We start from the raw sequence: 24,486 nt of genomic DNA on the forward strand, positions 1-24,486 counted from the left end.
CGTGTTCTAGTCTTGGGCGCATGCCATTGAACATCGCCGACTTGTTCGAGCACGCTGTTGACGCCGTACCCGACCGTCCGATCCTCCAGGTCGGACCCCGCAAGCTGACGTACGCGGAGCTGGAGTCGCAGGCCAACCAGCTCGCCCACTACCTCGCGTCGCGCGGCATCGGCGCCGGCGACCACGTCGGCATCTACGCGAAGAACAGCATCGAGCACGTCATCTCGCTGCTCGCGATCTTCAAGATCCGCGCCGTGGCGATCAACGTGAACTACCGCTACGTCGAGGCCGAGCTCAACTACCTCATCGAGAACTCCGACATGGTCGCGCTGCTGCACGAGCGCCCGTACGCCGACATGGTCGCGGCGACCTCGCCGCAGCACCCGGCGCTCACCACGATCGTGGCGATGCCCGACCCGACCGACCTCGACAGCCAGGCCGACATCTCGCCGTACGGGGGTGTCACCTGGGACGAGGCGCTGGCGGGCCAGAGCGCCGAGCGGGACTTCGACGAGCGCAGCGGGGACGACCTCTACATCGTCTACACCGGCGGCACGACGGGCTTCCCCAAGGGCGTCATGTGGCGGCACGAGGACTTCTGGCGAGTCCTCGGAGGCGGCATCGACTTCATGACCGGCGACCGGATCGAGGAGTTCACGCAGTCCGAGGGCGCCAAGACCACCGACCCGATGGTGACGTTCCCGCTGAGCCCCCTGATGCACGGCGGCGCGCAGGCCGCCATGCTGATGCACCTCTTCGCCGGCCACCTCACGATCCTCGAGCCGACGTTCAACGCCGAGGAGACCTGGCGGATCATCGACCGCGAGAAGGTCCAGCTCATCTTCATGACCGGTGACGCGATGGCCCGGCCGTTGATCGAGGCGTACCAGGCGGGCAGCTTCGACGGCAGCTCCCTCGTCGCGATCGCGAGCAGCGCGGCGATCTTCAGCCGCCCCGTCAAGGAGGTCTGGATGAAGGCGTTCCCCAACGCGTTCTTCACGGACTCGATCGGCTCGTCCGAGACCGGGTTCTCCGGCACGGGGCTCCAGGACAGCGACAACATCCAGGGTCAGGGACCCGTCGTCGCCCTCGGCGCGGAGACCGTCGTGCTCGACGATTACAACCAGCCGATCGACCCGGACAACATCGGCGCCATCGGCCGGCTCGCACGCTCCGGCAGCGTGCCGCTCGGCTACTACCGCGATCCCGAGAAGTCGGCCCGTACGTTCCTCGAGGTCGACGGCAAGCGCTACTCGGTGCCGGGTGACTACGCCCGCATCGAGGCCGACAACAAGGTGACCCTGCTCGGCCGGGGCTCCAACTGCATCAACACCGGCGGCGAGAAGGTGTATCCCGAGGAGGTCGAGATGGCGCTCAAGAGCCATCCCGACGTCTACGACGCGCTCGTGGTCGGCCTGCCCGACGAGAAGTGGGGCCACCACGTGTCCGCGGTGATCCAGTCGAGGTCCGAGGAGCCGCCGACCCTCGAGGACCTCCAGGGCCACCTGCGCAAGCTGCTGTCCGGCTACAAGCTGCCGCGCTCGGTCGCGTACGTCGACGAGATCCCGCGCACCGCCACGGGCAAGGCAAACTACCCGGCGGCCAAGGAGATCGCCGAGAGCACGCACCGAGGGGCTGTCGCGTGATGCGCACCGAGCTCTGCGAGCGGTTCGGCATCGAGTACCCGATCTTCGCGTTCACCCCGTCCGAGCACGTCGCCGCCGCGGTCTCCCGGGCCGGTGGCCTCGGCGTCCTCGGCTGCGTCCGGTTCAACGAGGCCGACGAGCTGGACCGCACGCTCGACTGGCTCGACGACAACACCGACGGCAAGCCCTACGGCGTTGACGTCGTGATGCCGATGAAGGTGCCCACCGAGGGCAAGGCCATCGACCTCCAGGCGATGATCCCCGACGAGCACGTCTCGTTCGTCGAGCGGACCCTGCAGCAGCTCGGCGTCCCGCCGCTGCCCGAGGGTGAGGGACGCGCCGGGGTGCTGGGCTGGCTGCACTCGGTCGCCCGGTCCCATGTCGACGTCGCCCTCAGTGGCAAGCACCGCCCGGTGCTGATCGCGAACGCCCTCGGCTCGCCCCCGAAGGACATCATCGACCAGGCGCACGCCGAAGGCGTGCAGGTCGCGGCCCTCGCCGGGGCGGCGAAGCACGCGCTCTCGCACGTCGCCAACGGCGTCGACATCATCATCGCGCAGGGCTACGAGGCCGGTGGCCACACCGGTGAGATCGCCAGCATGGTGCTGACCCCGGAGATCGTGGACGCGGTCGGGCCCGACGTGGCCGTGCTCGGTGCCGGCGGCATCGGCCGCGGCCGCCAGGTCGCCGCCTCGCTGGCGCTCGGGGCACAGGGCGTGTGGACCGGCTCGGTGTGGCTGACGACCGAGGAGTACCAGGAGCTCAACACCAACGCCGGCATGACCGAGGCCTTCCTGCGTGCCTCCAGCGCCGACACCGTGCGGACCCGCATCTACACCGGCAAGCCGGCGCGCCTGCTCAAGACCAAGTGGACCGAGGCATGGGACACCGAGGAGGCGCCGTCGCCGCTCCCGATGCCGCTGCAGAACCTCCTGGTGGCCGATGCGCACAGCAGGATGAACTCGGCCGGCAACCCGGACGTCATCTCGATGCCGGTGGGCCAGATCGTCGGCTCGATGAACACGGTGCGGCCGGTCGCGGACGTCATGGCCGACCTGGTCGACGAGTACGAGCAGACCGTCAAGCGGCTCTCGAACCTCTAGCTCGCGACCGACGACCGCCCGGAGCCTGTGGCACCGGGCGGTCGTCGAGGAGCGTCTAGGACCAGACGCGGACGTAGTCGATCGACATCGTCGCCGGCCGTGACCTGACGCCTAGACCGTCTGGTCGCCGTCGATCTGCAGGCCCTTGCCGCCGTCGACCAGACGCAACCGCCTCGTCTCCGACTCGACGCCACGGCTCGTCGTGTAGGTCAGGCGGACGTCCACGACCCCCTCCTCGACCGCGGTCGTCTCGTCGACGCGAACGGCCTCGACGGTGCGCCAGAACCCGGCGTAGCTGCCGTAGCCGCCGACCGTGTCCTGCATTCCTGGTGAGAGCAGGGCCCACGCCGTCTTGGTGTCGCCCGGGAGGAGCGAGTAGTAGTCCTCGACGAACTGGGCCGGGTCGGAGGAGGGCTCGCCCTCACCCGTTCCCGAGGAGTCGGCACCCGAGCCCGAGCCCGAGCCTGACGAGTCGTCGTTGTCCGCGTCGCCGCTCTCGTCGCTCGGGGCCTCGGAGCCGTCGGCCTCCGACGACGGTGAGCTGGTGGACTCCTGCCGTGCGGTCGGGTCGTCGTCGCCGTCCTGGTTCACCAGCCAGGCGCCGCCGAGGGCGGCGAGGGCGACGACCAGCAGCGCAGCCGCGATCGCGAGGCCGCGCCGCCCATGATCGTCATCGCCGCGTCCCGGCGAGGGGTCCGCGGTCGGCGGAGGCGTCGAGATCCGGCGGATGGAGTCGGACGTCGGCGGCGAGACGGGCTCGGTCGGCGGTCCCCCGGACTCAACGTCGGCTTCTGGGGCGACGACGGCATCGGAGCCGGCTTCGGGCTCGCTGATCGGCTCCGCGGGCTCGGCCTGCTCGCTGCCGGCGAACGGCTCGGTCAACGACGCCGTGGTCGGGCCGGCGGGGCGGATGGCGTGCTGCTCGTGCAGGCGGTGCAAGGCGTGGGCCGCATCGGCCATGGTCCAGCGGGTGCTCGGATCGCGGTCCATCATCCGGGTGATCGCCTCGTTGAGGAACCCGGCCTTCTCCATCGGTGCGGGTGCCTCCGTGGCGATCCGCGACAGCAGGGCGATCGCGTTCGTCTGGTCGGGATAGGGGAGCCGGCCCTCGACCGCGGCGTAGAGGGACGCCCCGAGCCCCCACACGTCGGCGGCGAGGGTGGGTTCCGCGCCCCGGGCCAGCTCGGGTGCGAAGTAGGCCGGCGTGCCGGTGACCACCCCTGACCGGGTCAGCGTCGCATCCCCGTACGTCCGGGCGATCCCGAAGTCGCTGATCTTCACGTGGTCGTCCTCGGTGACCAGGATGTTCCCCGGCTTGACGTCGCGGTGCATCGTGCCGCGCTCATGGGCGGCGGCGAGGCCGTCAGCGACCTGAGCCCCGATCCAGGCGACGCGCTCGGGTGGCAGCGCGCCCTCCTCGGTGACGAGCTCCGACAGGTTGCGCGAGGGGACGTACTCCATCACGAGCCAGTTGTGGTCGCCGTCCTCGACCGCGTCGTAAATGGCGACGACGTTGCGGTGGTTGAGGGCCGCTGAGTTGCGGGCCTCGCGAAGGGCCCGCGCCAGGTCCGAGGTCGACCCGCCGGGGACGCTGCCGACCTCCTTGACCGCCACCATGCGGCCGAGGAGCTCGTCGCGACACAGCCAGACCGTGCCCATGCCGCCGCGGCCGACGGCACGTTCGACGGCATAGCGGCCGGCGATCGTCGTAGGCGGCATCCAGGCTCCTCTCGAGGTCCGTCATGATCACTACCCTCTAGGGACGACGGTACGCAGTGTCGCGATCCGAGGTCACCGCAGCACTCCGGTCAGGTACCGCGTGCCGCGCTCCTCACGGGTCCAGGTCACGTCGGCGAGGCCCGCCGCCGTGAGGTCGCGGTGCAGCACCTTGTGGGTCGCGGTGCGGGGCAGCTCGTCGACGATCCGGACGTAGCGCGGCCGCGCCTTGGGTGACAGGTCGGGCTGCTCGTCGAGGAATCGCTCGAGATCGTCCGCGTCGAGCCCGCCTCGCAGCACGAGCGCCGCCGCGACCTGGTCGCCGGATCGCTCGTCCGGAACGGCGTAGACGGCTGCCTGGTCGATGGCGGGGTGACGGAGCAGGACCTGCTCGATCGGTGCGCAGGCGAGGTTCTCGCCGTCGACCCGCAACCAGGCTGCCGTGCGTCCGGCGAACCACACCCAGCCATCGGCGTCGCGGTACGCGAGGTCGCCGGACCAGTACATGCCGCCACGCATCCGCTCGGCCGTGGCCTCCGGGTCGTTGTAGTAGCCGGCGAACTGCCCGCCGCCCGTCGTGTTGACCAGCTCGCCGACGCACTCCTCGAGGTTCGCGACCCGTCCGTCGGCGTCCACGACGGCTCGAGGGCACTCGGCCAGCGTCTCGGGATCGAGGACGGCGACCCCGTCCGCCGGCCAGCCCAGGGCGCCCGGCGGCGTGCCCTCGATCCTGCTGACGATCACGGCGTTCTCGGTCGAGCCGAAACCGTCGATCACGTGGCAGCCGAACCGCTCGCCGAACGCGCGGATGTCACGGTCGCCGGCCTCGTTGCCGAACACGAACCTCAGCGGGTTGTCCGCGTCGTCGGGCCGGGGCGGCGTGGCCAGGACGTAGGTGAGGGGCTTGCCGACGTAGGACGCGTACGTCGCACCGAACCGGCGTACGTCCGACAGGAACTCGGACGCGGAGAACTTCTCCCGCAGCGCGACGGCGGCACCGTTGTGCAGCGCCGGCGCCCAGCCCGCCATGACGGCGTTGGAGTGGAACAGCGGCATCGCGACGTAGTGCACGTCGTCGCTGCCGAGCCCCAGCTTCTCGGAGAGGTAGGCGCCCGGCACGGTCACCTTCTCGTGGGTGATGCGCACGGCCTTGGGCCGGCCGCTCGTGCCGGAGGTGAAGATCAGCATGAAGAGCGACTCGTCGGTCGGCGTGGCCGCGACGGGCTCCGCACTCGCGTGCGCCACCAGGTCGCGCCACTCCGGGCCGCCGGTGTCGACCACCCGGACGCCGGTCAGCTCGAGGTCGTCCAGGAGATGGTGCTGCGTGGCGTCGGTGAGCAGCACCTGGACATCCGCACGCTCCAGGTCGGCCAGCAGCGCGTCACCTCGCCGGGTGCTGTTGACGCCGACGGCGACGTGACCACCGAGACCTGCCGCGGCCAGGCCGAGCAGCATCTCGGGGGTGTTGTCCATCAGCAGTCCGACGTGGGCCGGCCGGGCCGGGTCGAGCAGCTCTGAGACGGCTGTCGCCCTCGACGCGGCCTCCGCGACCAGCTCGCGCCACGTCCAGGAGCGGTCGTGGGTCAGGAGTGCCGGGGTGTCCTGCTCGGCCCGGTCGAGGAGCAGGTCCCGGATCGTCACGCGGGTTCGGCGGCGAGGAGCCTGCCGAGCCGCAGTGCCTGCTCGGTGGCGCCGCCGTACTCGAAGTCGTAGCGGGTGCCGGCAGTGAAGTAGCGGTGCGCCTCACCGTCGAGGTCGACCCCGACCCCGCCGTGCACGTGCACCGTCGTGTGGGCAATGCGGTGCCCTGCATCAGAGGCCCAGAGCTTGGCCGTCGCGATCGCCTCGGTCGCCGGGAGTCCTTCGGCCAGGCGCCACGCGGCCTGCCACACCGTCAGCGCGAGGAACCGCGTGTCGATGTAGCCGTCGGCCAGTCGTTGGGACACGGCCTGGAACGTGCCGATCGGCCGGTCGAACTGCTCGCGGACCTTCGCGTACTCGGCCGTCAGCCGCAGCGCTCCCTCGGTGACGCCGAGCTGCACGGCGCAGCTCGCCACGGTGAGCAGGTCGACGAGCCGACGTGCCGCTGCGGCATCGCCGATGCGCCGGTCGGCACCCACGCGTACGCCGGACAGCTCGATGAGTCCCACGGCGTCGCCGTCGCTCAGCCGCTGCTCGCGAACCTGCAGCCCCGGCGACCCGGCGTCGACGAGGAAGATCCCGGTGCCGTCAGGAGTCGTCGCCGTGACGAGGAAGCCGTCGGCGACGGCGGCGGCGTGGACGAGGTACTTCGTGCCGGTGAGCACGAGCTCCGAGCCGTCGGGCGCGGCGGTCGTGGTCGGCGAGCTGGGGGCGTGCTCGTGCTCCTCGGCCACCGCGCAGGTCAGCACCCCGGCGGCGGAGGCGGTCCGCTGCTGCTCGTCGGTGCCGTGCTCGGCCACCACCAGACGGGCCACGGCGTCGGTGGCGAGCGGGGCGGGCGCGACGGTGCGGCCCACCTCGACGAGGACGCGGCACAGCTCGAGGAACCCGAGCCCGGCGCCGTCGTGCGACTCCGGCGTCGTGAGTCCGCGCAGGCCCGCCTCGCCGAGCGCCTGCCACAGAACGGGATCGAACCGGTTGCCGGAGGCCTCGACCTCGGCGAGCCGGGCGGGACCGGTGTGGTCCCGCAGGATCGTCGCTGCGAGTGCGGCGGCCTCTTCGGCCTCGGGCGGAAGGGTGAAGTCCATGTCGTCGTCCTCTAGCGCTTCGCTGCCGGCATGCCGAGCCCGACGTAGCCGATGATGTCCCGCTGGATCTCGTTGGTGCCGCCGCCGAAGGTCATGACGAGCGACGAGCGGAAGTAGCGTTCGAGCCGGCCGGCCAGCACGGCGCCGGCGGAGTCGGCGGCGATTCCGGCGGCGGGGCCGACGATCTCCTTGAGGGCGCGGTAGACCTCGATCGCGAGCTCCGATCCGTAGACCTTGATGGCCGATGCGTCAGCGGGGGAGAGGGTGTCGATCTCGGCGGCGAGCTTCCAGCCCATCAATGTCAGGGCCTCCGTGCGGGCCTGCGCCCGGCCGAGGAGGATCTGCACCCACTCCTGGTCGATGACGCGCACGCCGTTGGCGTTCTTGGTCTCCCGCGCCCAGTCGGTCACGAGCTCGATCGAGTGGACGAGCGGCGCCGACGACGTCAGGGCGACCCTCTCGCGGTTGAGCTGGTTGGTGATCAGCGCCCAGCCACCGCCGCGACCGCCGATCAGGTTCTCGGCCGGCACCCGTACGTCGTCGTAGTACGTCGCGCTGGTGCCGACGCCGGCGATCGTGTGCACGGGGGTGTAGGAGAAGCCCTCGGAGCTCGCCGGGACGAGGATCATCGACAGGCCCTTGTGACGGGGCAGGTCGGGGTCGGTGCGGCAGGCCATCCAGATCCAGTCGGCGTACTGGATCAACGAGGTCCACATCTTCTGGCCGTTGATGACCCACTCGTTGGTCGTCTCGTCGAGCTCGGCCTTGGTGCGCAGGGAGGCGAGGTCGGTGCCGGAGCCGGGCTCGGAGTAGCCGATCGAGAAGTGCAGCTCGCCCTGCACGATCTTGGGCAGGAAGTAGGCCTTCTGCTCGTCGTTGCCGTACTTCATGATCGTCGGGCCCACCGTGTTGAGCGTCAGGTAGGGGATCGGCACCCCCGCGACCGCGGCGACGTTGGTGAAGATCAGCTCGTCGACCATCGAGCGGTTCTGCCCGCCCCACTCCTCGGGCCAGCCCATCCCGAGCCAGCCGTCGGCGCCGAGCTGACGGATCACGTCCTTGTAGACGGTGGCGTCGCCGAACTCCCCGGAGGATGCTGCGAGGGCGGCGCGCCGCTCAGGCGTGACCAGCTCGGAGAAGTAACCCGTGAGCTCATCACGAAGGCGAAGCTGGTCGGCTGTCAGGGCGACGTACATGTGGTAAAACTATAACGTGTTCTCGTTTTGGTCCACAGGGGACCGCAATCGGAGGCAATCGTGAGTGAGACCCGCGTTCTCGACACCGGCACCGTCCCGGAGCGATTCGCCCGCGGCTGGCACTGCCTCGGCCTCGAGCGCGACTTCAACGACGGCAACCCGCATTCCGTCCAGGCGTTCGGCGGCAAGCTCGTCGTGTGGAGCGACTCCGAGGGCAAGCTCAACGTCCTCGACGGCTACTGCCGGCACATGGGCGGCGACCTGACCCAGGGCACCGTCAAGGGCGACGAGATCGCCTGCCCGTTCCACGACTGGCGCTGGGGTGGCGACGGCAAGTGCAAGGCGATCCCGTACGCCAAGCGCGTCCCGCTGCGCGCGCGGACGCAGCGCTACGAGAGCGTCGTGCACAACGGCCAGCTCTTGATCTGGCACGACCCCGAGGGCAGCCCGGCCGACATGGACGCCCTCCCGCCGCTCCTGGAGGGCGTCGGCACCGACCGCTACACCGAGTGGACCTGGAACGTCATCGAGGTCGACAACGCGCACTGCCGCGAGATCATCGACAACGTCGTCGACATGGCGCACTTCTTCTACATCCACTTCGCGTTCCCCACCAACTTCCGCAACGTCTTCGAGGGCGACAAGGCCACCCAGTTCATGGAGTCGACCGGCCGCCCGGACATGAAGGCCGAGGGCTACGGCGACGAGGACCTCGTCCTCAAGTCGGAGGCGACCTACTTCGGGCCGTCCTACATGGTCAACTGGCTCGACACCGACTACAAGGGCTTCCTGACCAAGGTCATCTTGATCAACTGCCACATCCCGACCGGTCCCAACTCGTTCAACCTGCAGTACGGCCTGTGCGTCGAGAAGCCGGAGGGCGTCGACGAGGCGACCGCGAAGTACATCGGCGACAAGTACGCCGAGACGTTCGAGCAGGGGTTCCTCCAGGACGTCGCGATCTGGCAGAACAAGGCGCCCGTGCAGAACCCGCTGCTGTGCGAGGAGGACGGCCCGGTCTACCAGCTGCGCCGCTGGTACGAGCAGTTCTACGTCGACAAGGCCGACATCGAGCCCGAGATGGTCGAGCGGTTCGAGTTCGAGGTCGACACGACCAAGGCCAACGAGAACTGGCGCGCCGAGGTCGCGGAGAACCTGGCACGCAAGGCGGCCGAGGACCGCCAGGCCGAGACGGCAGACGCCTGATGGCGTACATCGTCCCGACGCGCGCCGAGACGCTCGAGGACCGCGAGCTCTACACCTCCGAGCGCCTGTCGGACGTGGACTGCCGGCAGTGCGGGGCCACCGTCATGGTGCGCAAGAACAGCGAGCACCACACCTCGATCCAGTGGAACCAGGACGCCGTCCGGGCCTGCGAGACCTTCGCCGCCCTCGACCGGCAGGAGGACGGGCGCCCCGTCCACTCCGCCTGCCCCAGGCTCGTCGCCTCGATCGAGTACGCCGTCAGCGAGGGCCTCATCACCGTCGGCGCCGGGGTCGACCCGGTCGGATCAGTCGATGAGTGAGCGCAGCGAGCGAGTCATGAACCATGACTGACGACTCGTTCGAGCTGACGGTGCTCGACGTCATCGAGGAGACCGGCGACGCGCGCTCGGTGGTCCTCGACCCGGGCGAGCACCGCGAGCACTTCGCCTACACCCCCGGCCAGTTCCTCACCGTCGCCGTGCCGAGTGACCGCACCGGCCTCGTGGCACGCAGCTACTCGCTCTCCTCGACCCCTGTCGATGCCGACGGCCCCCTGACGATCACGGTCAAGCGGACGCCCGACGGCTACGCCTCGGGCTGGATCTGCTCCGAGCTCCGCCCGGGCGATCGGCTCCGGGTGCTGCCACCGAGTGGCATCTTCACCCCCAAGGACCTCGACGCCGACCTGCTCCTGTTCGCCGGGGGCAGCGGCATCACCCCGGTGATGTCGATCATCCGTACGTCCCTGGCCCGCGGCTCGGGACGCATCGTGCTGTTCTACGCCAACCGCGACGAGCGCTCGGTGATCTTCCACGCCTCGCTCGCCGAGCTCGCGGCCGAGCACCCGGACCGTCTGCAGGTCGTGCACTGGCTCGAGTCGGTGCAGGGCCTGCCCACCCAGGCGCAGCTGCGGGCCTTCGCCGCGCAGTACGTCGAGCGGGACGCGTTCGTCTGCGGGCCGGCGCCGTTCATGGCCGCCACGGTGGCCGCGCTCAAGGAGCTCGACTTCCCGCGCGACCGCCGCCACCAGGAGAAGTTCGTCTCGCTGGGCGGCAACCCGTTCGAGAGCGCGGCCGAGCGTGAGCCCGGCGCCGACCAGGACGAGGAAGCCGCGCCGCCCGCGGCCGGTCAGGTGCACCTGCAGGTCGACCTCGACGGGGTCGACTACGAGTTCACCGACTGGAGCCCCGGCACGACGCTGCTCGAGCACCTCGAGAGCAAGGGCGTCAAGGCGCCCTACTCGTGCCGCGAGGGCGAGTGCTCGGCCTGCGCGATCCGCCTCCTCGAGGGCGAGGTCACGATGCGCGCCAACGACGTGCTCGACGACGAGGACCTGGCCGAAGGGATCCGGCTCGGCTGCCAGAGCGAGCCGGCCTCGGAGAAGGTCCGGGTGACGTACTCGTGACGAGCCTCGAGATCCCGGCCGAGGTGCCGGCCGGCACCGTGACGTCCTGGTCCGACGACGTCGACGTGCTCGTGATCGGCGCGGGCATGGCCGGCGCGGCGGCGGCGATCGAGGCCGCACAGGCCGGGGCCAGCGTGCTGGTGCTCGACCGCGGTGGCCGGCTGTCGTGCACCACCGCCATGGCCGGCGGCCACTTCTACCTCGGCGGCGGCACCCCGGTGCAGCAGGCTGCCGGGTTCGAGGACACTCCCGCCGAGATGGCGAAGTACCTCAGAGCAGTCTCGCCCGACTGCGACCCCGAGAAGATCCGGGTCTACAGCGAGGACAGCGTCGAGCACTTCCACTGGCTTGAGTCGCTCGGCTTCGCGTTCGAACGGACCTACTACCCGCACAAGACCGTCATGGCGCCCGGGACCGAGGGCGTGATGTTCACCGGCAACGAGAAGGTGTGGCCGTTCCACGACATCGCCGTCCCGGCGCCGCGTGGTCACCAGCCGCCGGTCGTCGGTGACTCCGGCGGGGGAGCGCTGGTGCTCGACCTCGCCCTGAAGCGCTTGGACGAGCTCGGCGTCGAGGTCCGCTACGAGACCGGCGCGACGGCCCTGGTCACCGAGGACGAGCGGGTCGTCGGGGTGGCGTGGAAGCGCTTCGCCGAGACCGGCGCCGTCCGCGCTGCGGCCGTCGTCATCGCCGCCGGCGGCTTCGTCATGAATCCCGAGATGGTGCACGAGTTCGCCCCGCCGCTCGAGGCACTCCTGGCCCGCGGCATGCCGCTCGGGAACACGTACGACGACGGCCTCGGCATCCGGCTCGGCGAGTCGGTCGGCGGCGTCGCGGACCACATGGAGGGCGCGTTCCTCACCGCCCCGTTCTATCCGCCCGGCGACCTCGTCAAGGGCATCTGCGTCAACAACCTCGGCGAGCGCTTCGTCGCCGAGGACTCCTATCACTCCCGCACCTCCGCGTTCGTCTTCGACCAGCCCGAGCAGAAGGCCTGGCTGATCCTCGACTCCGTGCACATGGCCGAGCCAGCGTACGGCCTGCAGCCGTTGGTCGACGGCTGGGAGACCGTCGAGGAGATGGAGGCCGGACTGGGCGTCCCGGCGGGGTCGCTCGCCCGCACGCTCGACGACTACAACGCCGCGGCCCGCGACGGCGAGGACCCCGCGTTCCACAAGGCACCGAGCTTCCTCGCCCCCCTGGACGTGCCGCCCTACGGGGCGTACGACCTGACCCCGGGCGCGTGCTTCTACTCCGGCTTCACGTGCGGCGGGTTGCGGGTCGATCCCGACGGCCGCGTGCTGCGCGAGGACCGCACGGCGGTCGCGGGGCTCTACGCGGCCGGCGCGTGTGCCTCCAACATCGCGGTCGACGGACGCGGCTACGCGTCGGGGACGCAGCTCGGCGAGGCCTCGTTCTTCGGCCGGCGGGCGGGCCGTCACGCCGCTGGGAGAACCCCCGAAAACGTAACGCAGGTCACACCGGGTCGTTACAGTACGAAAGTCGAGTCGGCCGCGCATGACAGCGGTCTCCGTTCTGGGTCTCGTCTCGCCGGAGTCGACGGACCACAGGAGGAGACATGGGCCTGAGCCTCGCCTCGGTCGTCCGCGGTCCGGGCCATGTCGCCGCGATGTCGTGGGACGTCGCGAAGATGACGTTCACGACCCCGTTCCAGCTCCGTGAGTTCGTCGAGCAGGCCTGGTTCGTCGCGCGGGTGACGATGCTGCCCACGATCCTGGTGTCGATCCCGTTCGGCGCCGTCATCGCCCTGCAGGTCGGCAACCTCACGGGCCAGCTCGGTGCCGAGTCGTTCGCCGGTGCCACCGCGGTGCTCGCGACCGTGCGCGAGGCGGCACCGATCGCGGCCGCGCTGATCATCGCCGGCGCTGCCGGTTCCGCCATCTGCGCCGACATGGGTGCGCGCAAGATGCGCGAGGAGATCGACGCGATGGAGACCTTGGGCATCGACCCCATCGAGCGCCTCGTCGTGCCCCGCGCCCTGGCGACGTTGGTCGTGTCGGTGCTGATGATCTCGATCGTGATCGCGGCGGGCATCGCCGGCGGCTACTACTTCACCGTCATCGTGCAGGGCGGCTCCGCGGGAGCGTTCCTCGCCTCGTTCACGTCGCTGGCCACGCTGACCGACATCTACGTGGCGCTGATCAAGGCGGCCATCTTCGGCTTCATGGCGGCGATCGTCGGCGCCTACAAGGGGCTCCACGCCGATGGCGGTCCCGCCGGCGTCGGTCGTGCGGTCAACGAGTCGGTCATCCTCGCGTTCATGCTGCTGTTCATGGTCAACTCGATCATCACGGCGCTGTACTTCCAGCTCGTCCCGCAGGCGGGCCTCTGACATGAGCGTCCTCACCGAGATCGGCACGTCGGCCGTCAAGTACCAGCGCACGTTGCTCGAGACCTTGGGCGACATGCTGCTGTTCTGCACCAAGGCGCTGGCGGCCATCCCGTACGCGCTGCGCAGCTACCGCAAGGAGATCGCGAAGACCCTCGCCGAGGTGGTCTTCGGGGTCGGCGCGCTCTCCGTCATCGCCGGCACCGTCGGGGTCATCGCCTTCCTGGCGTTCTTCGCCGGCACCGAGGTCGGGCTGCAGGGCTACGCGTCGCTGAGCCAGATCGGTGTCGCGAAGTTCACCGCCTTCATCTCGGCCTACTTCAACACCCGCGAGGTCGCGCCGCTCGTCTCCGGCATCGCCCTGGCCGCCACGGTCGGCTGCGGCTACACCGCGCGGCTCGGCTCGATGCGGATCTCCGAGGAGATCGACGCGCTCGAGGTCATGGGCGTGCCCTCGCTGCCGTTCCTCGTGACGACCCGCATGATCGCCGGCTTCGTCGCGGTCATCCCGCTCTACACGGTGGCGCTGCTGGCGTCCTACCTTTCGCCACGCCTGATCACGGTGCTGATCTACGGGGAGTCGGCCGGCACGTACGACCACTACTTCCTGCAGTTCCTGCCACCCATCGACATCCTGTGGTCGTTCGCGAAGCTGATCGTGCTCGCGGTCCTCATCATCTTGATCCACTGCTACTACGGCTACACGGCGACGGGTGGCCCCGCAGGAGTCGGCCTGGCCGTGGGCCGGTCGATCCGCGCCTCGATCGTGACGGTCGTCGTCGTGAACTTCTTCCTGAGCTTCGCGATCTGGGGATCGACCACCACCGTGCGGATCACGGGGTAGCGCTGATGTACGCCAACATCGTTCACGACTCGCCGGCCGAGCACCGACGCCTGTGGCTGGCCGGCGTCGTCAACCTCGTCGTCATCTCGTTCCTCATCTGGTTCTGCATCGCCCTCTACGACAAGAAATTCACCAGCAGCACCGACGTCACGGTGATGGCCGACCGCGCCGGGCTGCAGCTGGCCCGCTACGGCGACGTCCGCCTGCACGGTGCCCTTGTGGGTCACATCAAGCAGATCGAGAGCAACGGCAAGCAGGCCGAGATCACGGTGGCCCTCGACCCCGACTCGGCTCGCAGCATCCCGCGCGACATCAGCGTGCAGATCCTTCCCACGACGCTCTTCGGTCGCAACTACCTCGAGCTCGTGCCGCCCAAGGACGGGACCTCGGCCGGGCCGATGCGCGACGGCACGGTCATCCCCGCGAAGCGGGTCACGACGAACGTCGAGCTGCAGCGGATCCTCGCCAACCTCTTCCCGCTCCTGCGCTCCGTGCGGCCGGCCGACCTCAACTCCACGCTTTACGCGATCTCGCACGCGCTGCAGGGCAAGGGCGACCAGCTCGGCGACACCTTCGAGACGCTCGACGACTACCTCAGCCGGGTCAACGTCGAGCTGCCCACCCTTCGCGAAGACCTCAAGCTGCTGTCGCAGGTGTCCCGGACGTACGAGCTGGCCGCTCCCGACCTGATCCGGCTGCTGCGCAACGCCACGGTGACCGCCAAGACGCTGACCGAGAAGCAGGGCGACCTCGACAAGGCACTCAGCAGCCTCACGGGCCTGGCCAGCAAGACGCGGGTCACGCTCAAGGAGAACGAGAAGCTGTTGATCGCCCAGGTGCGGTCGGGCCGGCCCCTGCTGTCCCTGCTCGACACCTACTCGCCCGAGCTGCCGTGCGTCATCGAGGGCCTCGACCGCCAGATCCCCAACGCCAAGAACGTCTTCAACGACGGCATCATCCACCAGACGCTCGAGCTCGGCGCGCCCCAGCGGACCGCGTACACCGCCGCTGATGCGCCGGAGTACGGCGAGGTCGGCCACGGACCGTGGTGCCTCGGCCTGCCGGACAACTACGACGTGCCCGCACCGTTCCAGCCCCTCAAGGACGGCACCGACAAGGACGAGCCGGACGGGGGGATCAAGTGATCACCCCAGGAAACCACTCACTCCGCCCGCTCCCGCGGGTGCTCCATCAGGTCCCCTCGCGCTGTCCCGGGGGCCCCGAATGAACAGCCGCGACAGGGCCTTCACCTCCGCCGCGATCAAGCTCGGCATCTTCACCGTGGTCTCGTTGATCGTGACGAGCATGCTCGTCATCATCATGGGCGGCTTCGGCCTGCGCGCCGAGAACGAGTACAAGGCGATCTTCAAGAGCGCCTCCGAGCTCACCTCCGGTGACGACGTACGCATCGCGGGTGTCCAGGTCGGCAAGGTCACCGACGTCAAGATCCACGACCGCGACCACGCGCTGGTCACGTTCAAGGTCAAGGACGGCGTGCCGCTGACCCGCGACTCGCGCGCCAGCATCAGGTTCCTCAACCTGATCGGCGACCGCTACATGTCGCTGTCCGAGGGCGAGGCGGGCGCTCAGCGGATGCGCCCCGGCTCGACCCTCCCGATGGACCGCACGACGCCAGCCCTCAACCTGACCGAGCTCTTCCAGGGCTTCCAGCCGCTGTTCGCCGCGCTCCGTCCCGAGGACGTCAACAAGCTCTCGCTCAACCTCATCCAGGTGCTCCAGGGCGAGGGGGGCACGGTGCAGGAGCTGCTGGCCAACACCGCATCCCTCACGAACACCCTGGCCGACCGCGACCAGCTCATCGGCGACGTGATCACCAACCTCAGCACCCTGATGACCACCGTGGACGACCACCACCAGGAGCTCGACGAGCTGCTGGTGACCATGCGGGCATGGTTCGGCGACCTCGCCGAGGACCGCGAGGTCATCGGCTCGTCGTTGACCAACATCTCCGCCGTGACCAAGTCGGTCGCGGACCTCCTGACCGAGGGGCGGCCGCTGCTCAAGCAGGACGTCGCCCAGCTGCGCCGCCTGTTCACCGTCCTGGCGAAGCCGGCGAACAAGAAGTACCTCGACATGACGCTCGACAAGCTGCCGTCGATGCTCGCCAAGCAGACCCGGATCGGGGTCTACGGATCCTGGTACAACTACTACCTCTGCGAGTTCCACGGCGGAGTGGTCCTGCCCAGCGTCGTCATGGATGCGCTGCCGGCCGAGGTGCAGAAGCAGATGTCCGACTTCACTCTGTACAGCCGAGCGAAGAGGTGTCAGTGATGGCACGTCGAAGTGACGCGCAGATCCTGCGCATGGGAATCGTCTCGCTGGCCCTCCTGCTGCTCGTGATGGTGGCCTCGTTCAACCTGCAGCGGCTGCCGTGGCTGCGTGGCACGACCTATCACGCCGAGCTGAGCGACGCGAGCGGCCTGCGCACCGGTAGCGAGGTCCAGGTCGCGGGCATCCGCGTCGGCCGGGTCAGCAAGCTGCGGATCGGCCCCGAGAAGGTCATCGCCGACTTCGACGTCTCCGGTGCGACGTTGGGCACCTCCACGCGGGCGAGCGTCGAGGTCAAGAGCCTGCTGGGCGAGAAGTTCCTCAACCTGACACCCGAGGGGGGCGGCACCATGCCTGCCGGCGCCACGATCCCCCTGACGCGCACCGACGTCACGTTCGACATCGTCGGCACCCTCGGCCAGCTCACGACCAACACCGAGCAGACGAACAAGCAGAACCTGACCAAGGCGCTGGACTCGCTCGCCGAGGTCGTCGACGCCGCGGCCCCCGAGGTCCGTACGAGCTTCAGCGGCCTGTCACGGCTCTCGACGACGATCGCCTCCCGCGACGCGGAGATCGAGAACCTGCTGCGGCGCTCCAGCAACGTCACCCAGCTGCTCGACGAGCGCAAGGGCGACCTCGTCAAGCTGATGCAGCAGGCCAACCTGATCTTCCAGGAGCTCCAGCAGCGCAAGCAGACGATCCACGAGCTCCTGGTCAACGCCAACGCGCTGGCGACCGAGCTCGAGGGCGTCGTCGAGGACAACCGCAAGCAGCTGCGTCCCGCGCTCGACAAGCTCGAGAACGTCCTGACGTTCCTGCACGCGCGCGAGGACCAGATCGAGACGCTCATCCGCAACTACGGCCCGTACGTCAGCATCCTCGGCAACATCGTCGGCAGCGGCCCGTGGTTCGATGCGTACGTCCCCAACATCACGGGCGTCTTCACCGGCGAGTTCTCGCCGGCCAAGCCCGGAGGTGGCTCATGACCTGGAGCCGCAGGACCCAGCTCATCGCCGCCGCGATCCCGTTCGCGCTGCTGGTGCTCACGTTCCTGGTCTTCCCCCGCGAGGGCCCGCGGACCGTCACGGCCCACTTCGACCGGGCGGTCGCCGTCTATCCCGGCACCCACCTCAGGGTCATGGGCGTGCGCGTCGGCGAGGTGACGGCGGTCGTGCCAGAGGGCAACAGCGTCCGCGTCGAGATGACGTACGACAAGGAGTACAAGCTGCCGGCCGATGCCAAGGCGGCCGTCGTGACACCGACCCTGGTCGCCGACCGGTACGTCCAGGTGTTCCCGGCGTACTCCAAGGGTCCGGCGATGCGCGACCACGGCAACATCCCGATCAGTCGCACGCAGACGCCGATCGAGCTCGACCGCATGTTCAAGTCGCTCGACGACCTCGCCGTGACCCTCGGTCCCAAGGCCGGCTCGACCCGCGGCGCGCTGGACAACCTGCTGTCGGCCGGCGCCAAGGCGCTCGACGGCAACGGTGCGCTCGGGTCCGAGACCATCCGCAACCTGTCGCAGGCGGCCGAGGTCTTCGCCGACAACCGCGGTCCGTTGTTCGACAACGTCCGCGCGCTGGCGGAGATCACCAACACGTTGGCCGAGAACGACTCGACCGTGCAGGCGTTCGTGCGGGACCTCTCGTCGGTGTCCGAGCAGTTCGCCGGGGAGCGCGACGAGCTGCGTGACGTGGTGGCCTCCCTGGCCCGCGTGCTGGGCACGGTCAGAGGGTTCGTGAAGGAGAACCGCGCGACCCTGGGCAAGGACCTCGAGCTGCTCGGCAGCCTGCTGCAGCGGGTCGACAACCAGAAGGACGCCCTCGGCCTCGTGGTGCAGAAGGGCTCGCTCGCGATGAGCAACCTCGCGGTCGCGTTCGAGCCGAGCACCGGGACCTTCGGTTCCCGCGTCCAGGTCGCCCCCGGCATCCAGTTCCGGCCCGACCAGTTCCTGTGCCAGACGCTCGTCAACATCGGCACCCCCGAGGCGGTCTGCGCCACGCTCACCAACCTGCTCCAGCCGCTCCTGCCGGCGACCTCCGCACCGGCCGCGAGCGCCTTGACGAACGAGCCCACGATCGAGGCACCGATCGAGCCGGACGCCTCGACGGCGCCGGCACCCGGCGGCACCAAGAGCGGCCTGGACGCGCTGCTGTCGCTGCTGGGAGGTGAGGCGTCGTGAGGTCACGTCGACTGGGTGCGAGCCTCGGACTCGCGGTCGCGCTCCTGCTGAGCGGCTGCGGCTTCAGTGGCGTCTACGACATCCCCCTGCCCGGCAACAAGGTCGACCAGGGCAACGGCTTCATCGTCAAGGCCGACTTCGCCGACGCGCTCAACCTGGTCCCGCGCTCCTCGGTCATGGTCGGCGACGTCCCCGTGGGACAGGTCGAGTCCGTGACTCGGGTCGGCTGGCACGCCCGCGTCACGATGCTGGTGCGCGAGGATGTCGTGCTGCCGGCCAACGCGGAGGCGCAGATCCGGCAGACCAGCCTGCTGGGCGAGAAGTTCGTGGAGCTGTCGGCCCCGCCGGCGGGCGAGGGCATCACCGCCACGGCGGCGACCGGTCGCCTGGGGCCCGACGACGTCATCCCGATCGACCGCACGGGTCGCAACCCCGAGGTCGAGGAGGTGCTGGGGGCCCTGTCCCTGGTGCTCACGGGCGGCGGCGTCGGCCAGATCCAGTCCATCACGCACGAGCTCAACGAGATGATGGAAGGCCGTACCGGCAAGATCCGCAACGTCCTCGGCCAGGTCAACACCTTGGTCAGGACCTTGAACTCCCAAAAGGGCGACATCGTCCAGGCCATGGAGTCGATCAACGGGCTGAGCAGCACGCTGGTCGCCGAGAAGGAGACCATCGGCGACGCCATCGACGCGGCGGGGCCGGCGATCACGGTGCTGCGCGACCAGCACACCCAGCTCGTCCGGATGCTCTCCGAGCTCGATCGCCTCGGCAGCGTCGGGACACGCGTGATCAACGAGACCAAGGACGACCTCATCGCCGAGCTGCGCCACCTCGAGCCCGTGCTCCGCAAGCTCTCGGACACCGGCGACTCGCTCGTGCCGGGCCTGGTCGCCGCCGCCAGCTACCCGTTCCCGATGGATGCCGCCGACGCGATCAAGGGCGACTACGCGAACGTCGTGTTCAGCCTCCAGCTCAAGCTGACGCCCGTCAGCGAGGGCGGCCTCATCCCGACCACCCTCGACGACGTCGTCAAGCTGTGCCGGGGGACCCCGGCCGCACCGATCTGTTCGCCCGTGGGCGACGCCGTCGAGCAGCTCTGCTCGGTCCTCGCGACCCTGCCGCTCTGCACCGACGCCGACGTGGACGAGGTCGCCGCCGCCCTGGCCCGCGCCGAGGGCGAGGGCGCCGCGGATCCCGAGGCATCGAAGCCGACCACACCGGGACTCCCGGACGTGCCGGGCCTGACCCCTGACCCCGGCACGGGCGAGGGTGGTTCCGACGGATTGCTGGTGGAGCTGCTCAGCGGCCTGCTCGGAGGAGGGTCGTCATGAGGCGCGGCGTCAAGATCAGGCTGCTCGCCTTCGCGATCCTGAGCTCGGTGGGCATGGTCTTCATCAGTGCCTCCTACCTCGGCTTCGTCGACCAGGCTCTGGGCCGGGGATACACCGTCCACGTGCTGCTGCCGGAGTCCGGCGGCCTCTTCGAGGGCAGCGAGGTGACCTACCGGGGTGTCAAGATCGGCAAGGTGTCCGACATGGAGGTCAACGGCGACGGACTCCGGGTCGACGTCGCCCTGGAGGAGGGGTCGCGTGTGCCGGCCGACTCCCCGGTGTTCGTGCACAACCTCAGCGTCGTGGGGGAGCAGTACATCTCGTTCGAGCCGGGCTCCGACCAAGGGCGCGTGCTGAAGGACGGCGACACGATCAAGGGCACCAAGGACAGCCTCCCGCTCGGCGAGGACGTCCTCCTCCAGAGCCTCGACCGGTTCGTCTCGAGCCTCGACGGTGACGAGCTCAACACCGTGGTGAGCGAGCTCGGCACGATGTTCCGCGACAACGCGAACCCGCTGCGCTCGATGGTCGACAGCGCCCAGGCCTTCGTCGACGAGGCAGCAGCCAACGAGGCCGCGACCATCAGCCTCCTCGACGACGCCAAGACGGTCCTGCAGACCCAGCAGGACAACGCCGCGGACATCCGCTCGTTCGCCAACGACCTGGCCGACCTGACCGGGACGTTGGCCAAGTCCGACGCCGACGTGCGCCGCATCCTCGACCGGGCCGGCCCGGCCGCCGACGAGCTGACGCGCCTGGTCAGCACGCTGCGCACGACCCTCCCGCCCCTGCTGCGCCCCCTGATCAACGTGACCGAGGTCCTCGACGCCCGGCTCCCCGCCCTCGAGCAGCTCCTCGTGACGTTCCCGCGCCTGATCGCGGCCGGCCCGTCGGCGCTGACGCCGGGCGACCAGAAGTTCGGTCGGGTCAACCTCAACCTCAACCAGAGCCCGCCGGCCTGCACGGAGGGCTACCTCCCGCCGGGGCAGTGGCGACCGGCCTCACAGGAGGACTTCGTGCCGTACTTCCCCGCCGAGTGCGCATCAGGAGCGCCGGTGAACATGCGTGGCATGAAGTACGCACCCGAGCCGATCGACTGGAAGAGCCAGATGTCCGGGGATGACGAGTGAACCGTACGTCCGTGATCAACACGGTGCTCGCCGTGATCCTGGTGGCGTTGTGCGGCTGGTTGGCGCTCTTCGCGGTGCAGGGCAGCGAGGCAGCGCCGGGCAGCACGCCGACCGAGGAGCTGGCCGATCGCCACGCCGACATCCGGCGGGCGGCCGCGGAGGAGACCTTGGCGTTCCTCGCCGTCGACCACAAGCGGATGGACGAGGTGACGGACCGGGTCATCGCAGGGTCGACCGGCACCTTCAAGAAGCAGTACCAAGCGTCCCTGAAGTCCCTCAAGGAGACCGCGATCAGCCAGGAGTCGGTCTCCAAGGGCAGCATCGAGGAGATCGGGCTGAGCGAGGTCGGAGACCGCTCGGCGACGGTGTTCGTCGCGGCCGGCAGCAAGGTGCAGAACAAGGGCACCAAGGGCAAGGTCGAGGACAGGTCGTGGCGCATCAAGCTCACGATGGTCGAAGAGGACAGCCGCTGGTTGATCTCCCAGCTCGAGTTCGTGGGCTGACATGGCGAGGTTGAAGCGCGACGAGCGCGTCTGCCCGTTCTGTGCGGAGACGATCAAGGCCTCAGCGATCCGGTGCCGGTTCTGCCAGTCCGACGTGACGCCCGTGGTCGAGCCGGAGCCGCAGCCGACGGCTGCGTCCGTACCGGTGCCCGCGCCGGCCCAGGAGCCTGAGTCCGAGTCCGAGGCCGAGCCCGAGATGGCCGCCACTGCGGCCTTGGACGAGCCCGAGCCCGAGACGGACGAGGCCGCCAGCGGGCGAACCCGGACGGTTCCGGCCCTCGACGACGTCCGGTCCTTCGTGCTGCGCCGGCTGACCCTCGTGCTGGCGGTGCTGGTCCTGCTCGCGGGAGCCGGCGTCGGCTACGCCTGGTGGCGCGCCGAGCAGGGGTCGTCGACGGTCGCTCCTGACGGTGCGCTCGTCGGCACCGACGCGCGCACCGAGGTGCTGGTCACCGCGGCGGACCTGGCGCAGCGCACGCTGTCGTACGACTACAAGACGCTGCCGAACGACATGGAGGTCGCTCGGGCGCGCATGACCAAGGCGTTCCGCAAGCAGTACGACAGCACGATGGAGCAGGTCCGCGCCAACACGGTCAAGAACAAGATCGTGCTACAGGCCGTGGCCGTCTCGTCGGCCATCATCAACGCGACCGAGCACAAGGCCAAGGTGCTGGTCTTCCTCAACCAGACGACGACGGCCGGCACCGGCAAGGCCGCCAACCAGCAGATGAGCCGCAACAGCCTGGTCATCGAGCTCACCAGGGGAGATGGCGACTGGGCCATATCCAAACTGACGGCGCTGGGCTAGGCTAGAACACGTTCTAGTTTCTAGGTCCCCTGAGCGAGGAGGCAGATCGCTGATGGCGAGGGTTGAGGTCAACTTCGACGCGTGCGAGTCGAACGCGCTGTGCGAGGCGTTCGCGCCTGATGTGTTCTTCGTCGACGACGACGACTTCCTGCAGGTCGAGGACCCGACGGTCACGGACGAGAACCGCAAGCGGGTCGAGCAGGCCGTCAGCTCGTGCCCCAAGTCGGCGCTGCGCATCGCGGAAGACGCATGAGCAGCACCTCCTTGGACGGCCGCGTCGCCGTCGTGACCGGTGCCGGCGCGGGTCTGGGCCGGGCCGAGGCCCTGGCCCTCGCGCGCGAGGGCGCCCGCGTCGTGGTCAACGACCTGCCGGGGGCTGCCGACGAGACCGCCGCCGAGATCAAGGCACTGGGTGCCGAGGTCGCCGTCGCGCCGGGTGACGTGGGCGAGCGCGCGACCGCGGACCTGATCATGCAGACCGCGCTCGAGAGCTTCGGCTCGCTCGACGTCGTGGTCAACAACGCCGGGGTGACCCGCGACCGGATGTTGTTCAACATGTCCGACGAGGAGTTCGACCTCGTCGTCCGCATCCATCTCCGCGGCCACTTCCTGCTCTCGAGGAACGCCGCCGCCCACTGGCGGCAGGTCGCGAAGCAGACCGGTCAGAACGTGGACGCCAGCGTGATCAACACCGCCTCGGAGGCGTTCCTCACCGGATCGCCGGGCCAGGCCAACTACGCCGCCGCCAAGGCGGGGATCGCCGCGCTCACCCTGACCACCGCGCGCGGTCTGTCCCGCATCGGCGTGCGTGCCAATGCGATCTGCCCGCGGGCACGCACGGCCATGACCGCCGACGTCTTCGGTGCCGACGAGTCCGGCGACGCGATCGACCCCTACAGCGCGGACCACGTGGCACCGCTCGTCGCCTACCTCGCGTCGCCTGCGTCCGAGCGCATCAACGGGCAGGTGTTCATCGTCTACGGCGGCATGGTCGCGCTGATGGCTGCCCCGGTCGTCGAGCGCCGGTTCGACACGACGGGCGACACCTGGTCGCCGGACGAGCTCGACCGGACCCTCGGCGGGTTCTTCGCCGACCGGGACCCCGAGGCCTCGTTCGCGGCCGACTCGGTCTACTCGCTCTAGCCCACCCACCCCTCACCTTCACGGAGGAAATCGATGTCCCGACTCAAGGACAAGCACGTCATCGTCACCGGCGGCGCCCAGGGGCAGGGCGCGGCCATCGCGCGTGCCTTCGTGGGCGAGGGCGCCCGGGTCGTCATCGCCGACGTCGCCGACGGGTCGGCCCTCGCCGACGAGCTCGGCGACGCGGCCCACTACCGGCACCACGACGTGAGCGATCCCGCGTCCTGGGACCGCGTCGTCGCCGACGCCAACGAGCTGTTCGGGGGGCCCGTCAACGTCCTGGTCAACAACGCCGGCGTGCTGCGCTTCGGCGAGGTCGACACGATGCCGCTGGACGACCTGGACCTGCTCATCAACGTCAACCTCCGCGGCTGCTTCCTGGGCATGCGCGCGGTGGCGCCGGGGATGAAGCAGGCGCGGCAGGGCTCGATCATCAACTGCTCGTCAGTCGAGGGACTCGCGGGCATGTCGTCACTGACGGCCTACACCGGCACCAAGTTCGCGATCCGCGGCATGAGCAAGGCCGCCGCGGTCGAGCTCGGCGCCCACGGCGTACGGGTCAACTCGGTGCACCCCGGCATGATCGACACCGCCATGACGCGTGACGTCGGCGGCGACGCAGCGATGCAGTGGGGAGCGACGCGCGTCCCGTTGGAGCGCGTCGGCACCCCCGAGGACGTCGCGCCGCTCTACGTCTACCTCGCGAGCGACGAGAGCGGCTACACGACCGGCGGCGAGTTCGCGGTCGACGGCGGCGTGACGGCGACGCACTCCTTCTATCCCGGCAACAGCGGCAAGGGCGCGGCTTCGTGACATGACGAGCACCACAGACCCACGCCGCGCGGATGGTGGGTTGTCCAAGGATGATAGGAATCAGTTCCAGTCAGTCAACCGGA

The 24,486-nt window shown here is 69.5% G+C and carries 23 protein-coding genes; 19 read left to right on the forward strand and 4 right to left on the reverse strand.

Annotated elements, in window-relative coordinates; all coding sequences use genetic code 11:
• Positions 1-20: 20 nt before the first annotated feature.
• Both AB0N22_RS13880 and AB0N22_RS13885 read left to right on the forward strand, forming a co-directional pair.
• Positions 21-1,646 (forward strand): acyl-CoA synthetase, encoded by a 1,626-nt coding sequence (locus tag AB0N22_RS13880; RefSeq protein WP_364641188.1) that lies wholly within the window; start codon positions 21-23, stop codon positions 1,644-1,646.
• A complete protein-coding gene (locus AB0N22_RS13885; RefSeq protein ID WP_364642757.1) occupies positions 1,646-2,749 on the forward strand; it encodes a nitronate monooxygenase family protein in 1,104 nt (367 codons plus the stop codon). Before AB0N22_RS13880 ends, AB0N22_RS13885 begins: the two co-directional genes overlap by 1 nt.
• A gap of 111 nt (positions 2,750-2,860) precedes the next feature.
• On the opposite strand, the gene AB0N22_RS13890 is transcribed toward AB0N22_RS13885, so the two are convergent.
• From AB0N22_RS13890 to AB0N22_RS13905, 4 genes are all read right to left on the reverse strand, one after another.
• A complete protein-coding gene (locus tag AB0N22_RS13890; protein ID WP_364641191.1) occupies positions 2,861-4,468 on the reverse strand; it encodes a protein kinase in 1,608 nt (535 codons plus the stop codon).
• Positions 4,469-4,540: 72 nt separating this feature from the next.
• Positions 4,541-6,106, reverse strand: coding sequence for an AMP-binding protein (locus AB0N22_RS13895; protein ID WP_364641194.1), 1,566 nt, complete (start codon positions 6,104-6,106; stop codon positions 4,541-4,543).
• Positions 6,103-7,194 carry an acyl-CoA dehydrogenase family protein gene (locus AB0N22_RS13900; RefSeq protein WP_364641197.1) on the reverse strand — a complete coding sequence of 364 codons (1,092 nt, stop codon included), beginning with the start codon at positions 7,192-7,194 and terminating at the stop codon, positions 6,103-6,105. Before AB0N22_RS13900 ends, AB0N22_RS13895 begins: the two co-directional genes overlap by 4 nt.
• Before the next feature lie 11 nt (positions 7,195-7,205).
• Complete coding sequence (locus AB0N22_RS13905) at positions 7,206-8,390, reverse strand: acyl-CoA dehydrogenase family protein (protein ID WP_364641200.1); 1,185 nt, start codon at positions 8,388-8,390, stop codon at positions 7,206-7,208.
• Positions 8,391-8,450: 60 nt separating this feature from the next.
• Between AB0N22_RS13905 and AB0N22_RS13910 the strand changes: the two genes are divergently transcribed.
• The 17 genes from AB0N22_RS13910 (at position 8,451) to AB0N22_RS13990 (ending at position 24,403) form a co-directional block, all read left to right on the forward strand.
• Complete coding sequence (locus tag AB0N22_RS13910; protein WP_364641203.1) at positions 8,451-9,596, forward strand: Rieske 2Fe-2S domain-containing protein; 1,146 nt, start codon at positions 8,451-8,453, stop codon at positions 9,594-9,596.
• Positions 9,596-9,916 (forward strand): hypothetical protein, encoded by a 321-nt coding sequence (locus tag AB0N22_RS13915; RefSeq protein ID WP_364641206.1) that lies wholly within the window; start codon positions 9,596-9,598, stop codon positions 9,914-9,916. Before AB0N22_RS13910 ends, AB0N22_RS13915 begins: the two co-directional genes overlap by 1 nt.
• Before the next feature lie 23 nt (positions 9,917-9,939).
• Positions 9,940-11,001, forward strand: a complete 1,062-nt coding sequence (locus tag AB0N22_RS13920) for a ferredoxin--NADP reductase (protein ID WP_364641209.1) — start codon at positions 9,940-9,942, stop codon at positions 10,999-11,001.
• Entirely contained in the window at positions 10,998-12,590 is a 1,593-nt protein-coding gene (locus AB0N22_RS13925) for an FAD-binding protein (protein WP_364641212.1), read from the forward strand. The genes AB0N22_RS13920 and AB0N22_RS13925 overlap by 4 nt, the downstream gene beginning before the upstream one ends.
• The gene (locus AB0N22_RS13930) at positions 12,581-13,354 is read left to right on the forward strand and encodes an ABC transporter permease (RefSeq protein ID WP_364641215.1); all 774 of its coding nucleotides are present in this window, start codon (positions 12,581-12,583) and stop codon (positions 13,352-13,354) included. The genes AB0N22_RS13925 and AB0N22_RS13930 overlap by 10 nt, the downstream gene beginning before the upstream one ends.
• Before the next feature lies 1 nt (position 13,355).
• On the forward strand, positions 13,356-14,195 hold the full coding sequence (locus AB0N22_RS13935) for an ABC transporter permease (RefSeq protein WP_364641219.1): 840 nt from the start codon (positions 13,356-13,358) through the stop codon (positions 14,193-14,195).
• A gap of 5 nt (positions 14,196-14,200) precedes the next feature.
• Positions 14,201-15,340 carry an MCE family protein gene (locus AB0N22_RS13940; RefSeq protein WP_364641222.1) on the forward strand — a complete coding sequence of 380 codons (1,140 nt, stop codon included), beginning with the start codon at positions 14,201-14,203 and terminating at the stop codon, positions 15,338-15,340.
• A 79-nt stretch (positions 15,341-15,419) separates the two neighbouring features.
• Positions 15,420-16,487 (forward strand): MCE family protein, encoded by a 1,068-nt coding sequence (locus AB0N22_RS13945; protein WP_364641225.1) that lies wholly within the window; start codon positions 15,420-15,422, stop codon positions 16,485-16,487.
• Positions 16,487-17,473, forward strand: a complete 987-nt coding sequence (locus tag AB0N22_RS13950; protein WP_364641227.1) for an MCE family protein — start codon at positions 16,487-16,489, stop codon at positions 17,471-17,473. Before AB0N22_RS13945 ends, AB0N22_RS13950 begins: the two co-directional genes overlap by 1 nt.
• A complete protein-coding gene (locus tag AB0N22_RS13955) occupies positions 17,470-18,672 on the forward strand; it encodes an MCE family protein (RefSeq protein WP_364641230.1) in 1,203 nt (400 codons plus the stop codon). Before AB0N22_RS13950 ends, AB0N22_RS13955 begins: the two co-directional genes overlap by 4 nt.
• A complete protein-coding gene (locus AB0N22_RS13960) occupies positions 18,669-20,006 on the forward strand; it encodes an MCE family protein (protein ID WP_364641233.1) in 1,338 nt (445 codons plus the stop codon). The genes AB0N22_RS13955 and AB0N22_RS13960 overlap by 4 nt, the downstream gene beginning before the upstream one ends.
• The gene (locus tag AB0N22_RS13965; RefSeq protein ID WP_364641236.1) at positions 20,003-21,136 is read left to right on the forward strand and encodes an MlaD family protein; all 1,134 of its coding nucleotides are present in this window, start codon (positions 20,003-20,005) and stop codon (positions 21,134-21,136) included. The genes AB0N22_RS13960 and AB0N22_RS13965 overlap by 4 nt, the downstream gene beginning before the upstream one ends.
• 11 nt (positions 21,137-21,147) lie before the next feature.
• Entirely contained in the window at positions 21,148-21,639 is a 492-nt protein-coding gene (locus AB0N22_RS13970; protein WP_364641239.1) for a hypothetical protein, read from the forward strand.
• A gap of 1 nt (position 21,640) precedes the next feature.
• Positions 21,641-22,447, forward strand: a complete 807-nt coding sequence (locus AB0N22_RS13975) for a hypothetical protein (protein ID WP_364641242.1) — start codon at positions 21,641-21,643, stop codon at positions 22,445-22,447.
• 52 nt (positions 22,448-22,499) lie between these two features.
• Positions 22,500-22,700, forward strand: coding sequence for a ferredoxin (locus AB0N22_RS13980; protein ID WP_364641245.1), 201 nt, complete (start codon positions 22,500-22,502; stop codon positions 22,698-22,700).
• A complete protein-coding gene (locus AB0N22_RS13985; RefSeq protein WP_364641248.1) occupies positions 22,697-23,590 on the forward strand; it encodes a 3-oxoacyl-ACP reductase in 894 nt (297 codons plus the stop codon). Before AB0N22_RS13980 ends, AB0N22_RS13985 begins: the two co-directional genes overlap by 4 nt.
• Positions 23,591-23,623: 33 nt before the next feature.
• Entirely contained in the window at positions 23,624-24,403 is a 780-nt protein-coding gene (locus AB0N22_RS13990; RefSeq protein WP_364641251.1) for an SDR family oxidoreductase, read from the forward strand.
• Positions 24,404-24,486 lie beyond the last annotated feature (83 nt).

This window comes from Aeromicrobium sp. NPDC092404 (genome assembly GCF_040684095.1).
Taxonomy (GTDB): Bacteria; Actinomycetota; Actinomycetes; order Propionibacteriales; family Nocardioidaceae; genus Aeromicrobium.